The sequence below is a fragment of the Embleya sp. NPDC020630 genome, assembly GCF_044334985.1.
Taxonomy (GTDB): domain Bacteria; phylum Actinomycetota; class Actinomycetes; order Streptomycetales; family Streptomycetaceae; genus Embleya.
Genome location: NZ_JBIRUB010000006.1, coordinates 138,173 through 158,711 on the forward strand (window position 1 = coordinate 138,173; position 20,539 = coordinate 158,711).

Genomic DNA, 20,539 nt, shown 5'->3' on the forward strand with positions numbered 1-20,539 from the left:
CCGTCGTGGCCGCCCACCGCGCCGACGCGCGTTACACCAGCGCGTGTGCCTCGTACCGGACGGTGTTCGCGCTGCGCATCGCCGCCGCGACGGCGATGGTGCGATTGAGCCCGGCGTACCGGGCGTCGCCCGTCTCGAAGCGGCAGACGAGCCGGAAGTAGTAGCTGCGCGGATCCACGTCCTCGCCCCGCCGCAGTCGGGCCATAACCTCGGGCGGGCCGTACCGGAGCCCGGTGGTGGTCAGGTGGATCAGCGCCTCGTCGTCGGTGCGCAGGGTGTAGCGGGTGTCGATCTCGGCGGCGCCGTCGGGGTGCACGATCTGCCAGTCGCCGCCGCCCGGGAGGATGTCCCCGCGCAACCGTGGGCCCTCGAAGGAGCCGCCGATGATCGGGATGATCCGGCGCTCGCCCCAGGGGGTGGCGCCGAGGTCGAGCATGGCGTCCAGGTCCACCCGAAAGCGGGCGAGGAAGCCGAGCTTCGGGGAGGGCGGGGGGTAGGGCGCCGCGTTCGGGTCCGGCTCGACCCCGGAGGGGTCCACGTTCACGGCCGGCTCCCCGTGTCGACGGTGTACGACGCGCGTTCGTTGAGGAGCGTCGGGTCGAAGCCGGCGACGCGTTTGTAGCCGGCCGCCGCGTCCTCGCGTTCGGCCGGGGTGAGCACGTCGTCGATGTCCGTGAAGCCCTGCGGCGCCCGTTCGTGGACCAGGCGCATCACGATCTCCGGCCCCAGGTCCCGGTTGGCCAGCTGGATGGCGGTCGTCGCCGGTCGGCGGTCGGCCTCGTAGCCGGCAAGCGCGTCGTCGATCGGGTGCGTGGCGAGCCGCCACGCCAGCACCCGCGCGTCGAGGATCGCCTGCGAGGCGCCGTTGGACCCGATGGGATACATCGCGTGCGCGGCGTCGCCGAGCAGGGTGACCCGGCCATGGGTCCAGCGCGGCAGCGGATCGCGGTCCACCATCGGATACTCGTAGACCGCGTCGGCGGCGGCGATCACCGAGGATATGTCCAGCCATGGGAACCGCCACTCGCCGAAGTGCCGCAATACGTCGGCGGGTTCGGCCCTGCGGTTCCAGTCGCCGGGGGCGGGCGGCGGAGTGTCGAGCGGGCGTTCGGCGATCCAGTTCAGCAGGAGATTGCCGTCGGCGTCCGGCTCGGGCGTGAGCGGGTAGGCGACGAACTTCTCCGTCCCGTCGCCGGCCATGATCATGGACCGCCCGGAACGGAACGCGGGCGCGCGGGTGGTGCCGCGCCACAACACGAGGCCGTTCCACGGCGGCGCGCCCTCCTCGGGGAAGAGCTGCCGGCGGATCGCCGAGCGGATCCCGTCGGCGGCGATCAGCACATCGGCGTCGAGCGACCCGGCGGCGGTGTGCACGCGCACGCCCTGCGGCAGGTCCTCGTACGAGGTGACCGGCCGGCCCGTGCGCACCGCGTCGGCGCCCAGGCGTTCGCGCACCGCGTCCAGGAGCATCATCTGGAGGCCGCCGCGATGCACCGAGTACTGCGGCCAGCGATACCCGGCGCCGAGCCCGCGCGGCTCGGACCAGATGGCCTGGCCGAATCGGTTGAAGTAGGCCAGCTCGCCGGTCGGCACGCCCAGTGCGGCCAGCCGGTCGGCCAGGCCGAGTTCGGTCAACTCGCGTACGGCGTGCGGCAATACGTTGATGCCCACACCCAGCGGGCGGATCTCGGCCGCTGCCTCCAGGACGGTGACGTCCGTGATTCCCGCCGCGTGCAGCGACAGCGCGGCGGTCAGACCGCCGATTCCTCCCCCGGCGACGATGACGCGCACGAAGGCCTCCCGGAGCAATAGATTGTTTCAGCCATAACAACTTTGCTCATCCTGGGGGCATGGACCGGATTGCGCAAGGACCCTTGGCAGGATGTGTGCCACGTGCAGGATGGGCACGACACACCCGCACCACCCCACCCACCGAGCGAGACGGAACGTATGACGCCGCGCGCGACACCCCCCGCCGAGCCGACCCGACTGCCGGACGTCCGGTACGCCGACCAGGCGCGCGAACGCATCGTCGAACTGGCGCCGGACACCGACCCCGGCGCGTTCGACCTGGGCTACCACCTGCTGCACGTGGCGTATCTGCTGGTCGCCGACCTCGAGGCCACCGTGCATCGGCCGCGCGGGTGGACCCTGCCGGGCTTTCGCATCATGTTCAAGCTGTGGATACTCGGCCCCACCCAGCCGGCCCGGCTCGCCGAATTGTCGGTGTTGTCGCGCTCGGCGCTCACCAACGCGATCAACACCCTGGAACGCGACGGCCTGGTCGAGCGCCGGCGCGTCGCCGAGGACAAGCGCGCGGTCCTGGTCGCCCTGACCGAGCAGGGCCGCGCGTCGATCGCCGAGGCGTTCGCCGCCCACTCCCGCCGCGAACTGGCCTGGTTCGCCACCCTGTCCGAGCCGGATCGCGACCTGCTCACCACGCTGCTGCGCCGCCTGGTCACGGGCCGTCCCACCGCCCCCGCACTCGACTGAACGGCTCCGCGCGGCGGCGCGAGAGCGTCCCCGCCCGTCCCTCGTCCCGCGAGGGTACGAAGGACGGGCGCGCGCACCCTCAGGCGGGGACGTCGGTGAGGCGGCGCAGTGTGAACGGCTCGGCCAGGATCGCGTCGAGGACGGCCGCGACGTGCTCGAAGTGGGGCAGCGTGAAGTGGTGTTCCAGGGCGGCCGCGTCGACCCACTCCTCGACGATGACCATCCGGTCGGCGCGGGTGGGGTGGGTGTACGGCTGGTAGGCGATGCATCCCTCCTCGGCCAGGGACGGGGCGATCATCGCCTGGAGTTCGTCGCGCAACCGCTGCTCGTGGCCGGGCTTGGCGGTGAACGTGGCGATGAGGGTGAGGGTGTTCGACATGGGGTGACTCCCGCTTCCGTGGTCTCGATGCCTGGTGGTGCTTCGATGCGGCGTGGTCTCCGCCGGTGGACGATGCCCATCCTGCGGGTTCCGCGAGGGGGCGCCCAGAGCCCTGTTCGACCCGGGTCGGCCCTGCCTGGGTCTGCCGGAACCAGGCTGCGGCGGGTCGCCCGGCGGCGCCCGACGGCCGTATCGGAGACTGGTGATCATGGATCGTGCACGGCAGCTCAGCGAGTTCCTCAAGACCCGGCGGGCCCGGCTGAGTCCGGACGACACGGGGGCGAGCCGGTTCGGCGGCCGGCGCCGCGTCCCGGGGCTGCGCCGCGAGGAGTTGGCCCAACTGGCCGGGGTGAGCGTCGACTACTACACCCGTCTGGAACAGGGTCGGGCCCGCAACGTCTCCCCCGAGATTCTGGACGCGGTGGCCGACGCGCTCCGGCTCGACGTCGACGAGCGGGCGCACCTTCACAATCTGGCCAGGCCCGCCGACGCCCGCACGTCGTCGGATCGGCCGCAACAGGTGGGGCCCGAGCTGCGCCAGGCCCTGGAGGCGCTCACACTCGCCCCCGCATACCTGATCGGGCACCGGCTGGACGTCCTGGCCTGGAACGAACCGGCCCGGGCCCTGATCGCCGACTTCCCCACGATCCCGGTCGCCGAGCGGAACATGGCCCGCCTGGTGTTCCTCGACCACGCGGCCAGGACGCTGTACCCCGACTGGGAGACCAAGGCCCGGGACACCGTCGCCAATCTGCGCCTCGACGCGGGTCGCCGGCCCGGCGACCCGCGACTTGCCGCCCTGGTCGACGAACTCACCGACGCCAGTAGGGACTTCCGCCGGCTGTGGGCGGACCACCACGTCCGGGCCAAGACCCGGGGGCGCAAACGGTTCGTGCATCCGCGACTGGGCGAACTCGCGCTCGACTACGTGGCCATGCGCGCTCCGGACGACCCCGACCTGACCCTGATGATCTACAGCGCTCCCGCCGGCTCCGAGACCGCGCTCGCGCTCCGCCAGTTGGCCGAGCCCGCCGTCGTCACGCACCGTTCGCACGCGGGCGCCGAGCGTATTTTGGCGGAAGACCCCAAACGGCGTGGCGAAATTCGGACCCCACGACGGAGATCGACGACCGGGAGCCGGTGAGAATCGCGGTTGTTGTTCCCCCGAGAAAGGCCGGATCGACCGTGAACGAGGCAGAGCGAGACCCGGTGCGCGCGCTGCGGTTCCGGGACGCGGGGCACCGGGTCGGGCGGTTCGCGACGGGTGTGCACAATACGATCACCGACGTGTCGGGCGTGCTGGTGGGGCATACGACGCTGGTGGACGAGGCCGAGGGGGTGCGCTCGGGGGTGACCGCGATCGTGCCGACGGCGATGCGGGAGGCCCGGTCGTTGGCGGCGGGGATGTACCTCGGCAGCGGCCACGGGAGGTCGGTCGGGGTTACCCAGATGGTGGAGCGGGCCGAGTTGGCGACGCCGATCCTGCTCACCTCTACGCCGAGCCGGGTTTCGGATCGCCCGGACGGGCCGGTGGTCGGCGAAATCGACGACGCGTGGCCGGCGCCGGTGGTTCGGCGGCCGCTCACCCGGGAGCACGTCTCGGCCGCGTTGACGGGCGCGCACGACGGTCCGGTCGAGCTGGGCAGCGTCGGCGGCGGCGCGGGGGCGTGTGCCCTCGGCTTCAAAGCCGGCATCGGGTCGGCGTCGCGCCGAGTCTCGCTCGGCACCCGGTCGGCGACCGTGGGCGCACTCGTCCAGGCCGACATGGACGGGGAGTTGCGCCTTCTCGGGCGATCGGTGACGCCGGTCGGCCTGGGCCTGGCAAGTGCCGGTCCGGCCGCCGCGGACAGCTCCTGCGTGGTCGTACTGGCCGTCGATGTCCCCTGCACGGCAAGGCAGTTGTCCCGCATCGCGGCCCGCGGCGTATTCGCCCTCCGCCGCGTCGGCGCCGCGCTCGGCCGCGGCAACGGCGACTACGGCCTGGCCTTCTCCACCGCCTCCCAGGTCTCCCCGGCGGACCTCGAACAGGCCCACCTGGAAACCCTGTTCACCGCCGCCATGGACTGCGTCGAGGAAGCCGTGATCGACGCCCTGCTCGCCGCCCGCACCATCACCACCCCCACGGGCCGCAAGGCCCACGCCCTCCCCCGCCACCTCATCCGGACCTGATCCCACCTGATCCCACCGGATAGACCCCACGAGCCCCGTGAACGACCGAAGACGAACGGAATCTTCTTCGGCGGACCCGTCACACTCCCGGGCCGCGAAACGTCATACCCTCCGAGAGCCGGATCCGGATCGTATTCCGGTTCTCGCGGTCGCCGAAGGTCGATGTCGGGTAGGGCCCGACCTTTGGCTCCCGGGGAGCGGGCAGTTGGGGGCCCGCTCCCCGGATCTTGGGGATCCGGCAGCCGATCGGGCTCAGGGGGTGATCGCGTCGACGTAGCCGCCGTCGACGCGCAGAGCGCCGCCCGTGGTCGCCGAGGCGAAGGGGGAGCTCAAGTAGACCACCATGTTGGCGATTTCCTCGGGTTCGATCAGCCGCTGGATCAGCGACTGCGGGCGGTGCAGGCGCATGAACTCGCGTTGCGCCCGGTCCCACGGCAGGGCGGGATCCACCAACTCGTAGACGAAGTCCTCGACGCCGCCGGTGTGCGTGGGGCCGGCGATCACCGAGTTGACCGTGACACCGCTCCCCGCCGCCTCCTTGGCGAAGCCGCGCGAGACCGCCAACAACGCCGTCTTGGACATGCCGTACTGGATCATCTCCACCGGCGTGGCGATCGCCGAGTCGCTCGCGATGTTCTGGATCCGCCCCCAGCCGCGAGTCTGCATCCCGGGCAGATACGCGCGGATCATCCGGACGGCGGTGAGCACGTTGACCTCGAAGTAGCGCCGCCATTCGGCGTCGTCGATCTCCAACGCCGGCCGGGTCCCGAAGATGCCGAGGTTGTTGATCAGGATGTCCACCGACGGGACGGCGGACAACACCCTCGCCGCTCCCTCATCCTCGGCGATGTCCCCGGGCGCGGCCCGGAATCGACCCTCCGGTACGTCCTTGCGCAGCCGCTCCAAGGCCGCCGCGACCGATTCCGGCGTACGTCCGTTGACGGCGACCTCCGCTCCCGCTCCGGCAAGGCCCTTCGCGATCGCGGCCCCGATGCCCTGCGTGGAACCGGTGACCAGAGCGGTCTTCCCGGTGAGATCGATCAACACGACGCGAACCCTTCGTCCGAACAACTCGTCTGCCGGGCCCAGTAGATCATCCCGTCGGGCATGTGGACACGCGCCGCGTCCGGTCCGACCAGGGTGTCGAGCGACCTTCTCGCCTACGCCGCGTCGGTGATCCGGTGCCGGAGGTGGTCGTAGGCCCAGGCGGCGAGGGTGGTCGTGGTGGTGGTCTCGACGGTGCGGGGCTGTTCCGGCACAAAATCCTCCCGAAGCCCGGTCGACATCCCGAGCACCGCCTCGACCAGTGCGTCCTTCATCCCGGCCCCGAGGAGCCGCTCGCGCATGGCGTCGTCGGTGATGCGCTCGACGCCGATCCGCCGACCCGTGGCGGCGGTGAGGATGTCGCCGACCTGCCGCCAGGTGAGGTCGGCCGGCCCGTGTACGGCGCGTACGTGGTGCCCGGACCAGTCGGGGGACAGCAGCCGGGTGACCGCGACCTCGGCGATGTCGCGGGGCGCCACCCAGGCCATGGGTTGGTCGAGCGGCAGGATCACCTCGAGGGTGCCCGCACGCAGGGCGTCCAGTTGTAGTTCGAGGTTGGTGAAGAAGTAGCCGCAGCGCAGATGGGTGACGTCGACGTCGAGCTTGTCCAGGGCGGTTTCGGTGTGCGCGAGGCCGTCGATCTCACCGGCGCCGTGCCGTTTCTCGGCGCCCACGCTGCTCTGGAAGACGACCCGGCCGATCCGGTTGTCGGTGACGGCGTGGACCACGCTGTCCGTGGCACGGGCGTAGTCGGCCAGGGGGTCCTCGCCGCCGGTGGTCGGATCCACCCAGAACAGCGCGTCGACGCCCTCGGTGGCGGCCACCACCGTGTCGGCATCGAATTGGTCGACCTGTACCGCATCGACGTGGTCGCGCAGCTCGAGCGCCAGTCGCCCGGGATCGCGCAGCAGCACGCGCGGCCGGAGTCCGGCGCGGACCAGCATGGCGACGACGTGCCGGCCGACGTTCCCGGTCGGGGTGGTGACAGCGATCCGCATGATGTCCTCTCAGCCGGTGATACGCCATGAATCCGGCGGGTCCGGAAACGGCCCGAACCTCTCCTCTGCCCGGCCCGACGGGTCGGACACCTCCGGCGACACGGCGGGGGGTGCGAGAATCGTGGAGTGTTCGACTCGTCCGACTTCGACCTTGCGCCGTATACCGACGTCGACATGGACGGCGTCGTGCGGCGCACCTTCTGTAGCTGGCAGGACGCCGGCTGGCGCTCCCTGCTGGTCCAGAGCTTCACGCACGCGCGGGAGGCGGAGGATTTTCCGCTGCCGGGAGTCGCCGACCTGCATCTCGTGCTCTACACGAGCGGTGAAGCGGACATGCGGATCCGCGCCGGCGGAAAACCCACCCGCCGTCGCTGGGTGCCGGGCCGCCTGGAGCTGATGCTCCCGGGTCAGACGACCGTGCGCAGCTACCGCGCGACGCCGCCGATGCGAACCGTCCAGGTACACGTCCCGCGCGCGACCGTGCTTCGGGTGGCCGCCGAACTGGGCGGACCCGAGCCGGACTTCGAGGCCATGGCCGGCGGCCTGGCCGCCGGCGACACCCTCGTCGAACAGGTCGTACGCGCCCTGCCGACCGTCGCGGGCGCGACCGACGTCTACGCGGAATCGGCCGCGACGGTCCTGGTGACCCACCTGCTGGCCCGGGGCCGGGATCAGCGGGTCCCCGGTCCCGAACCCTCGACCGTCCGGCGGGCCGTCGCGATCATGCGCGAACGCCTGGCCCATCCCCTCACGGTGGCCGATCTCGCCGCCGAAGTGCACCTGAGCGTCTACCACTTCATCCGGGTCTTCCGCCGAACCACGGGCGAGACTCCACACGCGTTCCTCACCCGGCTGCGGATCGAACACGCCCGGCGACTGCTCGACGGCACCGACCTCACCATCACGCGGATCGCCGAGCGCTGCGGCTTCGCCGGGCCCGGCAGCCTGTCCTCGGCCTTCCTGGCACATGTCGGGGTGCGCCCGTCGCAGTACCGCAAGATTTCCGCGACGCGTGGGCAATCCGGCGCATGGCCCGAGCCGCAGGCGCCGTCCTAGCGTGACGACGTGCCTTACTCCTACAGCGTGACCTCCCATTCCCCCGCGAGCCCCGACGCGGTCTTCGCGGTCCTCCTCCGGGCCGCCACCTGGCCAAAGTGGTCGCAGATCGATTCCGCCGACGTCGAGGGCGACGGCGATCCCGAGGCCCCGCAGCAGGTCGGCGACGTCCGGGTCTTCCGGACCGGCCGGGGGGCCGCCCGGGAACGCATCGTCGAGCTGGTCGCCGACCGGCACTTCCGCTACACGAACGAGGGCGGCCCGTTCCGGTCCTTTCGCGGCACCGTCGACCTCACCCCGGCGCCCTCGGGCGGCACCGACATCACCTGGTCGGCGATCTTCGAACCGAAGTTGCCGCTCTCGGGCCCGTTCTGGCGGTGGTATCTGACCCGCTTCATGCAACGGATGGCCGACGGCCTGGCCGGCTACGCCGCCGGCGCCGAGGACCGGCCCGGCAGGGGTTCCTGAAACCGCACACGGCCGGGTGGGGACGGCGTCGAACCGTCCCCACCCGGCCGTGGTCGGGGCGTGCCATGCCCTCGGGCCCTGTCCGACCGTGCGCTCAGCCGGCCAACAGCGCCTCGACCGCCTCCGCCGTCGCCGGATACCGGCCGAGCAGGGCCGCGCCCGCCGGCCCGTCGCCCGCGCCCGTTTCCCACGTGCCCTCGCACCCCAGCAATCGCGCCACCGCGTCACACGTGTGCGGATGCGCGGCGAGGAGGACCGGGCCACGTGCCCCACCCGAGGCCCGGGACACCGACAACGCCGGCGGGGCCGGTTGGGCCCGCCACGGCGGCACCCACTCGTCCAGCGCGGCGAGTCGACCCGGGAAGATCCGTCCGGCCTCACGAATCAGCAGCGGCGCGAACTCGGCGCCGCCGGCGCGCAACGTGCCGATCAGGGTCGGCAACCACGGCAACAACACCGAGTCCGGCAGGCGGGCGAAGGCGTTGGACACCGCCTCCACGACGAAGTCGGTCAGCGCCGGCACCGGCTCCAACGCGTACACCAACCCGCTCAGGTAGCGCGGGTAGGCCGGCAGCACCAGCGGATTGCCGAGCAACTCGTCACACCGCGAACGCAGTTCCGCCCTGGACAGCCCGCCGATGTGCACCTGCCCCGCCCACAGCAGCGCCACCTTCGACGGCTCCTCCGGGTGGGACTGGGCGACCGCCAGCTCCAGCTGGGTCCGGTCGCAGCCCAGGGACAGCGCCAGGCTCTCCATCCCGAACAAGAAGCCCAGCGTCGCGGCGACCTGCCGCACCGTCGCGTCCTCGTCGGCGAACGCCGTCGGCAACAGCGTGCAGTAGTGCGCGTATCCGGTCTTGACGAACGACTCGATCCACGACGGCAGCACCGATTCGCTGGTCCGGTAGTACGCCAGCAACCGGCGCACCCGGCGCAGCACCTCCGGCGCGCCGTCGACGCTGCGCTCGGTGGCCAGCACCTCCAGTGCCCGCGTGCCCAGTTCGTCGGCGAGTCGGCGGCTGCGCAGGTACAGCGTGGCGTCCTCGACCGCCCCCAATACGTTCGCGGTCGTCGCGTTCGGTCCGTACGCCGCGCGCCGCAGCCGTTGCTCCAGGACCTGTTCGATGCTGACGCCCTCGTAGCCGAGTTCGATCAGCGCCCGCTGGTGGGTGCCCAGTGCCAGGTCCCACGACTCCTGGATGGAGCGTTCGCCGAGCCGCCGCTCGCCCATGATCGGACGGGCCGCGCCCTGCGGCATCAGGTAGCGCAACATCCACAACACATCGGAGCAGCGCTCCAGTTCGGGTTGCCCGGCGATGTCGAGCAACGCCCTCCGCACCCCGCGCTGTTCCAGTCTCAGGCCCAGGGGCGCGAGCCGGTCGTGCACGTCGCGGGCCAGCGGCGGCAGCGCGTCGTAGCCGACCCGGCCGATCCGGTCGCCGCCCATCATGATCTCGACGAGCCGGCGCACGTCGCGCCGGCCGGGCACCCGGTCCTTCTCGATACAGGTGACCGCCGCGTCCTGGAAGTCGTACGGCGTGGGCTTGGCCCGGTCGCGCAGCCCAGCCAGCAGGATCGACGTCTCGAACACGGCGATCGCGTCGGCGGTCGAGGCCAGGTAGCCGTTGCGGCGCGCGGCGCGCACGATGTCCACGGACCAGCCGAGCAGTTCCTCCTCGTCCAGCCGGTCCAGGACCGGCGCACGACGCAGGAACCCGGACAGCTTGTCGGCCGACAGGGCGGACGAGTCGGGCGACGCGGACGAGCCCCGCGCGCCGCCGACCACGGCGACCGCCGCCGCCGCGCGTTTCGCGGGCTTCGTGCTCTTCTTCTTCGCCCCCGCCTGCCCGGTGAGCCGGAAGGGTTTCACCCCGCTGCGGGTGAGGTTCTTCGCCCACACCGAGGCGGCGATCGTCACCGAGCCGGCCGCGAGGCCGAACTGCGCCTCGATCGCGGCGTGACTGGAGGGGATCAGCCCGTGCTGCCAGGTGGTGGCGGTACGCGGGGTGATCTCGAAGGTGTCGGCGCCGTGCACGCCGAACTCCTCGACCCGGGAGGCCGCGTGGAACGCGCCGCAGACGTAGAGGCAGTCGGCGGGGTCGGTGCCGCTCCCGGCCAGGTGCTCGCGCATCCGGGTCCACATGTAGCGCTCGCGGTCCTCGTCCACCCGTACCCGGCGCTCGTCGCCCGGGGCCAGCCGGCGGAACAGACTGCCGATCAACAGCATGACCTGCCGGTAGGTGTCGTGGTCGCAGTCGCCGAGCGGCAGTTCGACGTACTGGTGCCACCACTCCGACCAGTGCCGGACCCGGCCCTGGCGCAGCAGGTGTTCCTCCAGTTCGGCGAAGCGCGGGCGCAGGTCGCCGATCTCCAGGCCGACGGAGTCGCCGTGCAGCGCGCTCTCCTCCTCGGCCGGCGGCGCGTCCGGGTCGGCGGGCACGGCGGGCGCGGTCCCTTCGCCGCCGCGCGGCTCCCACTGGAACACGTGGTCCGAGGAGCGGTCGACCAGGACCAGTTCGGTACCGGGGGTGTCCAACGTGTAGGCGATCGCCTGGTATTCGGCCGACGCCTCGGTGATCGGCGCGACCACGGACAGCGGCGCCCAGTCGAGCGGGAACCCGTCGATCTCGCTGGCGAAGGCCTGGACGGCCACCGGCAGCGTGCAGTTGCGCAGTTCGGTGAGCAACGGCGCCATGTCCTCGCACAGTTCCAGGTAGACCACCTTCGGCTGCTTCTCCCGCAGCCGACGGGCCATGGCGGTGGCGGAGGCGGGCGAGTGGTGGCAGACGGGGAAGATCTCCAGGGGTTCGCGCACGGCCCGGTCGACGTCGTCGACGATGCCGAGCAGGATCTCGCCGAGGGAGTCGGGTCCGTCGGCGAACGTGGCCGCGGCTTCCCGGAGTTGGCTGCGCAGGGCGTCGAAGGCGCCCTCGGGCGGGCCGCTCACGACAGGCCCGCGATCGCCGAGCGACCGCCCTCCAGGAACTCCGGCCACGCGCCGCCCTCCTCCTTGCCGCGCGGCTCGACCACGCCGTGCAGGTACTTGTTGATGATGGCCAGGTCCTCCGGCTCGCGGCGGGCCAGCGAGCCGACCAGCGAGGCGGCGAGGGTGTGTGCGGTGAGCGCCCGTTCGCCGAAGAAGTTGCTGTGCAGGATGGCGTCTTCGAGCACGCCGATCTGCTCGGCGGTGGACAGCGACGACTCCAGTTTCTCGTCGTCGCTGCGGGCTGCGGCAGCGGCGGCGCGCAGGTCGGCGAAGCTCTGCAGGAGCACGTCCAGCAGGTTCGGCGGCACCTCCAGTTCGATCTCGTGCCGGCGCAGCAGTTCCTCGGTGCGGAAGCGGACGATCTCCGCTTCGCTCTTCTTGTTCGTCACCACCGGTATGCGGACGAAGTTGAAGCGGCGCTTGAGCGCGGAGGACAGGTCGTTGACACCCCGGTCGCGGCTGTTGGCGGTGGCGATGATCGAAAAGCCCGGCTTGGCGAAGACGATGGCGTCGTCGTCGAGTTCGGGCACCGAGACGTACTTCTCGGACAGGATGGAAATGAGCGCGTCCTGGACGTCGCTGGTGGAGCGGGTCAGTTCCTCGAAGCGGCCGATGGCGCCGGCCTCCATCGCGGTCATGATCGGCGAGGGGATCATCGATTCGCGGGACTGGCCCTTGGCGATCACCATGGACACGTTCCACGAATATTTGATGTGGTCCTCGGTGGTGCCGGCGGTGCCCTGGACGACCAGGGTGGAGTCGCGGCAAATCGCGGCGGCGAGGAGTTCGGCCAGCCAGCTCTTGCCGGTGCCGGGGTCGCCGATCAGCAGCAGGCCGCGGTCCGAGGCGAGGGTGACGATGGCGCGCTCGACGATGCTGCGGTCGCCGAACCACTTCTGCGCGATCTCGCGGTCGAGGCCGTCGGAGCGCTCGGAGCCGAGCACGAACAGGCGGATCATCTTCGGGGACAGCCGCCAGGTGAAGGGCTTGGGGCCGGTGTCGATCGACTCCAGCCAGTCCAGTTCCTCGGCGTACTTGAGTTCGGCGGGGGCGCGCAACAGGTCGGACATGAGAGGCCTTTCTAACCGAGGAACGTCTTGAGTTCGTGCACGAGCCCACGGATGTGGCCGGAGAGCACCGGCGTACCGAGGTCCTTGAACCGCTCCCGGAACCAGGGGTTGACACTGGCCCGGCCGGAGCTGGTCACCGAGCCCACGGGAATGAACTTGGCCCCAGAACGATGAATGGCGGCCATGCTCTCGAAGAGGGGGTCGGTGTGCCATTCGTAGAAGTCGGAGATCCACACCACGACGGTGTTGCGCGGTTCGGCGATCTTGGGTTGGGCCAGCGCCATCGCGACCGTGCCGTCGGTGCCGCCGCCGAGGTTGGTGCGCAGCAGCGTCTCGAAGGGGTCGTGCACCCACGGGGTGAGGTCGAGCGCCTGGGTGTCGTAGGCGATCAGGTGCACGTCCACCTTCGGCAGTCCGGCGAAGATGGAGGCGAGGATGGTGCAGTTCACCATCGAGTCGACCATCGAGCCGGATTGGTCGACGACCACGATCAGCCGCGAGGGTGTGGTCTTGCGGACGGTGTGGCGGTAGAAGAGGCGGTCGACGTAGAGCCGTTCCTCCTCCGGGCTCCAGTTGGTGAGGTTCTTCCAGATGGTGCGGTCGAGGTCCAGGTTGCGGTACACCCGCTTGGGCGGGATCGACCGGTCCAGGGTGCCGACGGATGCCTTGGCCACCTGGGTGCGCAGGACTTCGGCGACCTCGTCGACGAAACGGCGGATCAACGCCTTGGCGTTGGCCAGCGCGACGCCGGAGAGGTTGTCCTTGTCCCGGAGCAGTTGCTCGATCAGCGACATGCTGGGGGTCAGCCGGGCGGCGAGCGCCGGGTCGGCGAGCACTTCGCGCAACTGCATACGCTTGACCAGATCGGCCTCGATGGCGGCGAGTTCGGGGCCGATCTCGGGGATCAGGGTGCCGAGGTCGGGCGTGCCGGCGCCGCCGGTGCCGGTCGGGGAGACGCCCGTGCCGGCGCCTCCGCCGCCGCGTCCGCCCCGCAACTGGCCCGGCTTGCAGCCCAGGGCCCGCTCCAGCCAGCCGGCGTCGGACTGCCAGCCGGCCAACTGCCCGGCGCTGACCGTGCCGGAGCCGGTGGCGAGTACGTTGAGCAGCACCTTGGACACCATCGCCGCGCGGCGCACCTCGGCGGCCCGATCGCGGCCGTCCTCGTCCGCCTCGGGCACCATCAGGCCGTCGAACTCGGCGGCCAGGTCCGGGTGTCGCTGCACGATGGAGTCGACCGAGGCGCGCGGGTCGAGCAGTTCGGCGGGCAGACCGATGTCCTCGACGACGGCCATGGATGCCGATTCCAGCGCGGCCTGCTCCTCGGGGTCGAAGAGTCGGGCGAGCAGTCGCCAATACAGCACTTGGCGGCGGTTCTCGTTCGGGTCGTCGGCCGACGACCCGGTGATCTCGGCCGGTTCGGTGCCTTCGGTGGTGGGTTCGGTGTCGTCGGCTGTGGGATCGGTCATTTCCGCAGCAGCTTTCCGGCCCGCTCGCGCAGTGCGGCGACGGCTTCGGTGGCGGCCTTCTCGGCCTTGACGCCGAGCTTGTCGGTGGTGCCGCCGGCCCAGGCGCCGGCGTGCAGCGCGACGGTCTTCTTCTTGACGGTGGTCTCGACGGCGAGCGGCTGGATCCGGAACGCCCCAGCGTCCCAGCGCAGCAGGCCGATGCACGCGGTGGAGGTCGCGACCGCCTCGGGCGTGAGCGGGCTGGCGGCCGGTATCCGGTCCACGTCGAGGGGGATGGGGTGTCCGGCGAGGACCAACGCCGGTGCTCCCTCCTCGGCGACGGCGTACCCCTCCAGGAACACCGGGATCGAGATCCGCGTCGGGTGCCGGTCGAGCGGCGCGGTCGGTGCCGCGACGGCGGTGGGCAGCGCGACCCGGGCGGTGGCGAAGGCGTCGGCCGGTTCGCCGGTGCGCGCGTGTGCGTCGTCCCAGATCAGGTCGCCCTCGGTGGTGATCGGCATGTCGGTCAGGTCCATCGCCCGGCCCTCGCCGGCGGCGGTGAGCAACGACAGGTGGGGGCGCAGGAGTTGCCAGACGCCGACGCCGACGACCGTGTCCGGCTTGGGCACCGACACGCTCGCCCGGACCAGGCGCGACGGGCCCCCGTCGGCGGGCTCGAAGACGGCGTGTACCTGGGCCTGTGCGGCGGTCGGGTGCTCCTGGACGTCGACGCCCAGCGGCAACAGGCGCCCGGTGGCCGTGCCGATCGCCGGTCCGGCATCGACCGGCGCCTGGGTCGACAGCAGGGCGCGCGACCACAGGTCGGCCCAGCGGCGCAGCGGAATGCGCTCCAGGGTCGCCCCCGGGCAGGACGCGGCCAGTTCGGCGGAGAACCCGTCCAGCAGCGTGGCCAGGCGACGCAGCGTCGGGTCGGGCAACATCGCGAAGACGACCGGCGCGCAGTCGGCGATCAGGTCGTGGTCGATGCCCTGCCAGCCGGCGCGGGCCAGGTCGGCGAGCCAGGTGCGGGCGGCGACGAGCAGGTTCGGCACCGGCTCCCCCTCCCCCACAGGGACCGCTTGCGCGTCCTCGCCGAGGCCGCGCCCGGTCGCCTCCTCGGCACGGGCCGCGAGCGCGTCGTGGGCGGCGCCCAGGAGTGCGGTGCGGGCGGCGGCGAGCGCGACGAGGTGGTCCTCGCTCGCGGTGCCGGCCGCCGCCTTCTCGGCCGCCTCCGCGACGCGGCCGGCCAGGGGTGTGCCGGCGACGGCGGCGGCCAGTTCGGAAAGGGCACCGGCCTGGGTGGGGTGGGGGCGCAGCAGGCCGCCGACGAGGGTGCGGTCGAAGGCGTCCACCACGGCCAGGACTTCGTCGAGCCCGGCGACGGGTTCGACGAGCAGGTCGGCGCGCATCAGGCCACCGCCCTCGTCGGGGGGAACCACTGCATCTCCGGCAGCGGCGCGGTGGTGGGGACGAGTTCGAGGTAGCCCAGGTGGCGCAGGAACCTGCTGAACACGGGTGCGGCGGCCGTCTTGTCCCCCTGCGGCGGGCGGGTCGCGGCCATGGTCCGGGTGATGTGCCACGCGTCGGATTGCCCGTTCGCGAGTTCGACCCGCAGGTAGCGGGCGACACGCTCGGCGCCGTATTGCAACACGGCCTCGCCGATCAGGGCTTCGATGTGCTTGCAGAACGACCCGTGCGCGCCGCCGCAGGGGCGGTTGTTGTTGGTACTGCACGTGAACGCGAAGTCCCCGGCGGCGACCGAGGACACATAGACCCGCCCGATGTCCGAACCGCTGGAGACCACACCCTGCAGGCGCCCGTCGGCCAGTTCGACGAACGGCACCTTGGCGAGTTTGCGCGGCCGAGCGGGTGGCAGCACCCGCGCCACGCTCGACTCCTCCCATGCCGACAACACACCATCTCCTTTGCACCGAGGGGGATTCCACGCCGAGTCGGAAACGATCGGCGGCTACGGATACGAACCTACTGACGGTCACCGACACGCACGCGGGCGGTCCGGATCCCGATCGGCGAGAGGGGGTGAGAGGGGACGGGAGGGGATGAGGGGATGAGCGGCGGGTCATCGGGTCAGGCGCGCAGTGTGGCGGCGGCTTTGTAGGTACGCAGGACCGGTGCGGTCTCGATCCGGGTGATGGCGTCCAGGGCGAGCCGGTGGATCAGGTATCGGTGCAGGTCCTCCGCGTCGTGACACAGGGCGTGTGCGACCAGGTTGGTGGGGCCGGTGGTGGCGGCCACGACGGCGAGTTCGTGGTGGCCCGCCAACGTGTGGGCGACCTCGTCGAGGCGGCTGGGGGCGACCTGCATCCACAACAGCGCGGACACGGTGGCGCCGAGTACGGCCGGTTCGAGGTCGATGTCGAAGAACACCGCGCCGCGGGCCCGTAGTTCGGTCAGCCGACGGGTGACGGTGGCGGGTGTGGAGCCGGTCGCGGCGGCCAGTTCCGCGTAGCCGGCCCGGCCGTCCTCGCGCAATGCGGCCAGCAGGCGCAGGTCGGCGTCGGTGAGCGGGTACGGCTCGCCGTGCGTCGGGTCGGCCGGGATGTCGCGGCCGCGCAGCCGGGCCTCCTGCTCGGGGGTGAGCGCGCCGAGCCGGCCGCGCCACGGGGTGGGCCCGCCCAGGTAGGTGTGCAGCAGGTAGTGCGCCGAGACGGCGGTGATGCCGGCGGTGCGCGGAATGTCGCGCAACAGGAGGGAATGGGCGTCGGGACCGCCGGGCGGGGTGTGGATGATCGCGACGATCTCGGTACCGCCGGAGGTCAGCCGCACCCACGAGGTGTCGGCACGGCGGGCCAGCGCGACCGCGATGTCGTGGGCGGTGCGGGTGGCTGCGGTCAACCGTACGAACCACTGGTGCGCGCGGGTGCTGCGTGGGCTCGGCAGGGCGACCACGCGCAGGCCGGCCTCGGCGTGCAGGCGACGGTAGCGGCGGGCCACGGTCTGCGTCGACGTGCCCAGGACGTCGGCGATAAGGGTGAACGGCGCGCGTGCGTCCGTGTGGAGGGCGTGGATCAGACCACGATCGAGGTCGTCCGGTTCGAGCATAATCCTCAAAGTAGCCGATCAACATGGATGAAATCATCGTTTCGCTGCCCAGTAATGGAACCCCAGGCCGGAGCCGAGCGAGGGTGGTGTTCGCATCGAGCACCGGACGACGACGATCCGGCGGCCCGCGCATCCCGACATCACACCACCCACGGGGAACCCATGTCCGAGCACCCGACCGCCCCCGGCGGCGACCCCTCCATCGCGACCGCCCCGGCCGCGCCCGACCGGCCGACCCTCGGCGCCTATCCGTGGCGTTGGACCGCCCTGATCGCGCTGCTCGTCGCCGAGGCGATGAACCTCCTCGACGCCACGATCGTCCAGGTCGCGGGCCCCGTCATCCACGCCGACCTCGGCGGGCCCGCCGCCGCGATCCCCTGGTACAGCGCGGCCTATACGCTCACCTTCGCCCTGGGCCTGCTCACCGCCGCCCGCCTCGGCGACATCGCCGGCCGGCGTCGCGTCTTCCGCGTCGGCGTCACCGCGTTCGCCGCCACCTCCCTCGCCTGCGCGCTCGCCCCGAACGTGGGCGTGCTCATCGGCATGCGCGCGGCGCAGGGCGTGGCCGCCGCGCTGATCGTCCCGCAGACGTTCGGGCTGATCCGCGCCATGTTCGAGGGCGACGAACTCCCCCGGGCGCTGGCCACGATCGGCCCGGTGATGGGTCTTTCCGCGGTACTCGGGCCGGTGGCGGGCGGCCTGCTCACCCACGCCGACCTGTTCGGCACCTCGTGGCGTGCGGTGTTCGTGGTCAACCTGCCGCTCGCGGCGGCCGTACTGCTGATCGCCCCGCGCCTGCGCGAGGACCGCGCGCCCGTGCGCCCCCGCCTCGACCCGATCGGCACCGCACTGGCCACGGCCGGCACCGCGCTGCTGGTCTGCCCACTCGCCGGCGGCACCGGTGCGCCGAGTGCCGGCGCCTGGGCCGCCGCCGCGCTCGGCGCGTTCGTGCTGGCCGGGTTCGTCGTCCACCAGCGCCGCACGGCCGCCGCCGGTCGTACCCCGCTCGTCGAACCGTCGCTGCTGCGCGGCCGTGCGTTCCCCGCCGCGCTGGCCACGTCCACGCTGTTCTTCGCGGTCGTGAACGGGGTGATGATCACCGTGGTGCTGCACCTGGAACTGGGCCTGGACCGCGGTCCGCTCACCGCCGGCCTCACCCTCCTGCCGTGGTCCGCCGGCCTGGCCGTCGCCTCCTGGGCGGCCGGCGGCATCCTGGTCCCCCGCTACGGCATCCGCGTCCTGCACGCCGGCATCGCCACCCTTGCCGTCGGCCTGGTCGCCGCGGTCCTCGCCTATCGGGCGGCGCCCGCCGGCGACTATCCGCGCGGCCTGCCGTTCGCCCTGGCTGTGGCCGGGCTCGGCGTGGGCCTGTTCACCCCGCCGTTCTTCACCGCCGCCCTGCGCCGGCTCGCCCCGCAGGAGACCGGCTCGGCGGCCGGCCTCCTCAACGCCGTGCAACAACTCGGCGGCACCCTCGGCGTGGCGATCGTGGGCGGCGTGTACCTGACCGGCGACGCGTCCGGACAGTCCGCGTCCGTCGGCGCCCGACACGCGCTGACCGCGGCCGGCGTCCTGCTCGTCGCGGCGGTGCCGGCCGCGTGGGCGATGACGGCGCGCGGCCGGCGGGACCGAGCCGGCCACTGAAGCGCCGCGCCCGCCCCGAGGCGCGTCCCCGCCCCGAACCGCCCCGCCCTCCGCAACCGGTCCACCGAACCACTCGCCAACCGGTCCAGTACACCGGACCGGTCCGCTCCTAGCCTGACGCCATGACGGAAACCAACCGGCCCGAAGCCCGGCAGCCCAGCCGCTCGTCCCTGACCATGCTCCTGCCGCACGTCACCCCGACCCTGCCGGATGCGGTCGAGGTGATGACCGCCCTGATCGAACTCCCACCCGGTGATCCGGGCACCCCAGCCCACCGCCACTCGGGCCCGGTGTTCGGATACATGGTCGAAGGCGAGATGATCTTCGAGCTCGAAGGCGAACCGGAGCGAATCATCCGAGCGGGTGAGGCCTTCTGGGAACCCGGCGGCGACGTGATCCACTACCAGGCCGGCAACAACCTCCCCGATGCCTGGAGTCGCTTCGTCGTCGTGATGACCGGCGCGGCCGGCACCTCGATGCTCACGCCGGTCGACGAGGCGGAACTGGCGGCCCGCCGACACCTGCGCGTAGGCGGGGCCGGCGCGGAGGACCGACGCGGCACGGGGAAACGACGGACAACGCCGCGGACATGAAAACGACGAGGAGAACCCTCTCCTCGCCATAACCAACATATAGCGCGTCGGGGGCCTTGCGGCAAGGCCCCCGTCGTGCCGCAGAATCATCGACCTGAGCCGAAGCCCCGGCCGGGATCTGCGGAAATGGGTGAGTCGAGAAGTGTGTGTGTTGTTGTCGGCGTTCGGGTCGCGCGGGGACGTCGAGCCGATGCTGGGACTCGCCGTCCGGTTGCGGGAACTCGGCGCTGAGGTGCTGGGCATCCGCTACGTCTACGCGACGTACCAGCCGATCACGCTGCCGTCGCCGGACCGGCCGCCGCTGTCCCGGCCGGGTCGGCCGTTCCCGCCGGAGGTGACCGACAATCGGGCGCTGTGGGACATCGACGCCCGGGAGATCGCCGAGTTGTTCGGCCCGGCGCTCCCCGCCAACCGGCAAGCGTTGGGCCTGCCTCCGGTGCAGCACGTCCGGGACCACATCTACACCGACACGCCGTGGCCGGCCGCGGACCCGATCCTGAGCCCGTGGGATACGACCGACCTCGACGTCGTACAGACCCGGGCGTGGGTCACGCCGGACGAGCGTGCGTTGCCGGCCGACCTGGAGGCGTTCCTGGCCGCCGGCGCGCCGCCGGTCTACGTGGGCTTCGGCAGCATGCCGATGCGTACCGCCCGGGATGTCGCGCGGGTGGCCATCGAGTCGGTGCGCGCGCACGGCCGGCGTGTGCTGTTGGGACACGGTTGGGCCGAGCCGGCCCGGGTCGACGATCGGGACGACTGCTTCGGCATCGGCGAGGTCAACCAGCAGGCGCTGTTCGGCCGGGTGGCCGCGGTCGTGCACCACGGTGGCGCGGGCACCACGACCACCGCCGCCCGGGCGGGCGCGCCGCAGGTGATCGTGCCGCAGGGGGTGGATCAGCCGTACTGGGCGGGCCGGATCGCCGATCCGGGCATCGGCGCGACGCACGACGGCCCGATCCCGACCGTCGAGTCCCTGACCGCCGCGCTCGCGACCGCGCTCGCCCCCGAGACCGGCGGGCGGGCCGGCGCCGTGGCCGCCGCGATCCGCGCCGACGGCACGACCGTGGCCGCGAATCTCCTGCTCGACGCACCCGGCCGGGATCGCTCGTCGGTATCCGCGTGAACCTCGCG

Annotated in this window: 19 protein-coding genes; 8 read left to right on the forward strand and 11 right to left on the reverse strand. The window is 72.0% G+C overall.

Annotated elements, in window-relative coordinates; genetic code table 11:
- Positions 1 to 31 precede the first annotated feature (31 nt).
- Both ACH4XV_RS22000 and ACH4XV_RS22005 read right to left on the reverse strand, forming a co-directional pair.
- The gene (locus ACH4XV_RS22000) at positions 32 to 544 is read right to left on the reverse strand and encodes a DUF3237 domain-containing protein (protein ID WP_395792271.1); all 513 of its coding nucleotides are present in this window, start codon (positions 542 to 544) and stop codon (positions 32 to 34) included.
- On the reverse strand, positions 541 to 1,791 hold the full coding sequence (locus ACH4XV_RS22005; RefSeq protein ID WP_395792273.1) for a flavin-dependent oxidoreductase: 1,251 nt from the start codon (positions 1,789 to 1,791) through the stop codon (positions 541 to 543). Before ACH4XV_RS22005 ends, ACH4XV_RS22000 begins: the two co-directional genes overlap by 4 nt.
- A gap of 159 nt (positions 1,792 to 1,950) precedes the next feature.
- Here ACH4XV_RS22005 and ACH4XV_RS22010 point away from each other — a divergent pair, with 159 nt between their 5' ends.
- Complete coding sequence (locus ACH4XV_RS22010) at positions 1,951 to 2,493, forward strand: MarR family winged helix-turn-helix transcriptional regulator (protein ID WP_395792275.1); 543 nt, start codon at positions 1,951 to 1,953, stop codon at positions 2,491 to 2,493.
- A 79-nt stretch (positions 2,494 to 2,572) separates the two neighbouring features.
- Here ACH4XV_RS22010 and ACH4XV_RS22015 read toward each other — a convergent pair whose 3' ends face one another.
- On the reverse strand, positions 2,573 to 2,872 hold the full coding sequence (locus ACH4XV_RS22015; RefSeq protein WP_395792277.1) for a putative quinol monooxygenase: 300 nt from the start codon (positions 2,870 to 2,872) through the stop codon (positions 2,573 to 2,575).
- Between the two features lie 208 nt (positions 2,873 to 3,080).
- Here ACH4XV_RS22015 and ACH4XV_RS22020 point away from each other — a divergent pair, with 208 nt between their 5' ends.
- Positions 3,081 to 4,016: a helix-turn-helix domain-containing protein gene (locus ACH4XV_RS22020; RefSeq protein ID WP_395792279.1), complete on the forward strand. Its 936-nt coding sequence runs from the start codon at positions 3,081 to 3,083 to the stop codon at positions 4,014 to 4,016.
- Positions 4,017 to 4,057: 41 nt separating this feature from the next.
- On the forward strand, positions 4,058 to 5,041 hold the full coding sequence (locus ACH4XV_RS22025; protein ID WP_395792281.1) for a P1 family peptidase: 984 nt from the start codon (positions 4,058 to 4,060) through the stop codon (positions 5,039 to 5,041).
- 252 nt (positions 5,042 to 5,293) lie between these two features.
- On the opposite strand, the gene ACH4XV_RS22030 is transcribed toward ACH4XV_RS22025, so the two are convergent.
- Together ACH4XV_RS22030 and ACH4XV_RS22035 are read right to left on the reverse strand one after the other, a co-directional pair.
- Positions 5,294 to 6,088: an SDR family NAD(P)-dependent oxidoreductase gene (locus ACH4XV_RS22030; RefSeq protein ID WP_395792283.1), complete on the reverse strand. Its 795-nt coding sequence runs from the start codon at positions 6,086 to 6,088 to the stop codon at positions 5,294 to 5,296.
- Between the two features lie 113 nt (positions 6,089 to 6,201).
- Positions 6,202 to 7,083, reverse strand: coding sequence for an NAD(P)H-binding protein (locus ACH4XV_RS22035; RefSeq protein WP_395792285.1), 882 nt, complete (start codon positions 7,081 to 7,083; stop codon positions 6,202 to 6,204).
- Positions 7,084 to 7,209: 126 nt separating this feature from the next.
- Between ACH4XV_RS22035 and ACH4XV_RS22040 the strand changes: the two genes are divergently transcribed.
- Both ACH4XV_RS22040 and ACH4XV_RS22045 read left to right on the forward strand, forming a co-directional pair.
- The gene (locus ACH4XV_RS22040; protein WP_395792287.1) at positions 7,210 to 8,139 is read left to right on the forward strand and encodes a helix-turn-helix domain-containing protein; all 930 of its coding nucleotides are present in this window, start codon (positions 7,210 to 7,212) and stop codon (positions 8,137 to 8,139) included.
- Between the two features lie 9 nt (positions 8,140 to 8,148).
- On the forward strand, positions 8,149 to 8,607 hold the full coding sequence (locus ACH4XV_RS22045) for an SRPBCC family protein (RefSeq protein ID WP_395792289.1): 459 nt from the start codon (positions 8,149 to 8,151) through the stop codon (positions 8,605 to 8,607).
- A gap of 94 nt (positions 8,608 to 8,701) precedes the next feature.
- Here ACH4XV_RS22045 and ACH4XV_RS22050 read toward each other — a convergent pair whose 3' ends face one another.
- The 6 genes from ACH4XV_RS22050 to ACH4XV_RS22075 form a co-directional block, all read right to left on the reverse strand.
- Entirely contained in the window at positions 8,702 to 11,554 is a 2,853-nt protein-coding gene (locus ACH4XV_RS22050; protein ID WP_395792291.1) for a DUF5682 family protein, read from the reverse strand.
- Complete coding sequence (locus tag ACH4XV_RS22055; protein WP_126637679.1) at positions 11,551 to 12,663, reverse strand: AAA family ATPase; 1,113 nt, start codon at positions 12,661 to 12,663, stop codon at positions 11,551 to 11,553. The genes ACH4XV_RS22050 and ACH4XV_RS22055 overlap by 4 nt, the downstream gene beginning before the upstream one ends.
- A gap of 11 nt (positions 12,664 to 12,674) precedes the next feature.
- Complete coding sequence (locus tag ACH4XV_RS22060; protein ID WP_395792293.1) at positions 12,675 to 14,129, reverse strand: VWA domain-containing protein; 1,455 nt, start codon at positions 14,127 to 14,129, stop codon at positions 12,675 to 12,677.
- Complete coding sequence (locus tag ACH4XV_RS22065) at positions 14,126 to 15,547, reverse strand: hypothetical protein (RefSeq protein WP_395792295.1); 1,422 nt, start codon at positions 15,545 to 15,547, stop codon at positions 14,126 to 14,128. Before ACH4XV_RS22065 ends, ACH4XV_RS22060 begins: the two co-directional genes overlap by 4 nt.
- Entirely contained in the window at positions 15,517 to 16,020 is a 504-nt protein-coding gene (locus ACH4XV_RS22070; RefSeq protein ID WP_395792930.1) for a hypothetical protein, read from the reverse strand. The genes ACH4XV_RS22065 and ACH4XV_RS22070 overlap by 31 nt, the downstream gene beginning before the upstream one ends.
- 176 nt (positions 16,021 to 16,196) lie before the next feature.
- Positions 16,197 to 17,171 carry an Lrp/AsnC family transcriptional regulator gene (locus tag ACH4XV_RS22075; protein ID WP_395792297.1) on the reverse strand — a complete coding sequence of 325 codons (975 nt, stop codon included), beginning with the start codon at positions 17,169 to 17,171 and terminating at the stop codon, positions 16,197 to 16,199.
- Positions 17,172 to 17,333: 162 nt separating this feature from the next.
- Between ACH4XV_RS22075 and ACH4XV_RS22080 the strand changes: the two genes are divergently transcribed.
- The 3 genes from ACH4XV_RS22080 (at position 17,334) to ACH4XV_RS22090 (ending at position 20,531) form a co-directional block, all read left to right on the forward strand.
- The gene (locus tag ACH4XV_RS22080; protein WP_395792299.1) at positions 17,334 to 18,815 is read left to right on the forward strand and encodes an MFS transporter; all 1,482 of its coding nucleotides are present in this window, start codon (positions 17,334 to 17,336) and stop codon (positions 18,813 to 18,815) included.
- 122 nt (positions 18,816 to 18,937) lie between these two features.
- A complete protein-coding gene (locus ACH4XV_RS22085; RefSeq protein ID WP_395792301.1) occupies positions 18,938 to 19,408 on the forward strand; it encodes a cupin domain-containing protein in 471 nt (156 codons plus the stop codon).
- A 190-nt stretch (positions 19,409 to 19,598) separates the two neighbouring features.
- Positions 19,599 to 20,531, forward strand: coding sequence for a glycosyltransferase (locus tag ACH4XV_RS22090; RefSeq protein WP_395792932.1), 933 nt, complete (start codon positions 19,599 to 19,601; stop codon positions 20,529 to 20,531).
- The last annotated feature ends 8 nt before the right edge of the window (positions 20,532 to 20,539 follow it).

Bases quoted from the DNA above. Each gene is read 5' to 3' on its own strand.
- ACH4XV_RS22010 (WP_395792275.1), top strand. From the start codon at position 1,951: ATGACGCCGCGCGCGACACCCCCCGCCGAGCCGACCCGACTGCCGGAC.
- ACH4XV_RS22015 (WP_395792277.1), bottom strand. From the start codon at position 2,872: ATGTCGAACACCCTCACCCTCATCGCCACGTTCACCGCCAAGCCCGGC.
- ACH4XV_RS22020 (WP_395792279.1), top strand. From the start codon at position 3,081: ATGGATCGTGCACGGCAGCTCAGCGAGTTCCTCAAGACCCGGCGGGCC.
- ACH4XV_RS22035 (WP_395792285.1), bottom strand. From the start codon at position 7,083: ATGCGGATCGCTGTCACCACCCCGACCGGGAACGTCGGCCGGCACGTC.
- ACH4XV_RS22055 (WP_126637679.1), bottom strand. From the start codon at position 12,663: ATGTCCGACCTGTTGCGCGCCCCCGCCGAACTCAAGTACGCCGAGGAA.
- ACH4XV_RS22060 (WP_395792293.1), bottom strand. From the start codon at position 14,129: ATGACCGATCCCACAGCCGACGACACCGAACCCACCACCGAAGGCACC.
- ACH4XV_RS22075 (WP_395792297.1), bottom strand. From the start codon at position 17,171: ATGCTCGAACCGGACGACCTCGATCGTGGTCTGATCCACGCCCTCCAC.
- ACH4XV_RS22080 (WP_395792299.1), top strand. From the start codon at position 17,334: ATGTCCGAGCACCCGACCGCCCCCGGCGGCGACCCCTCCATCGCGACC.
- ACH4XV_RS22085 (WP_395792301.1), top strand. From the start codon at position 18,938: ATGACGGAAACCAACCGGCCCGAAGCCCGGCAGCCCAGCCGCTCGTCC.
- ACH4XV_RS22090 (WP_395792932.1), top strand. From the start codon at position 19,599: ATGCTGGGACTCGCCGTCCGGTTGCGGGAACTCGGCGCTGAGGTGCTG.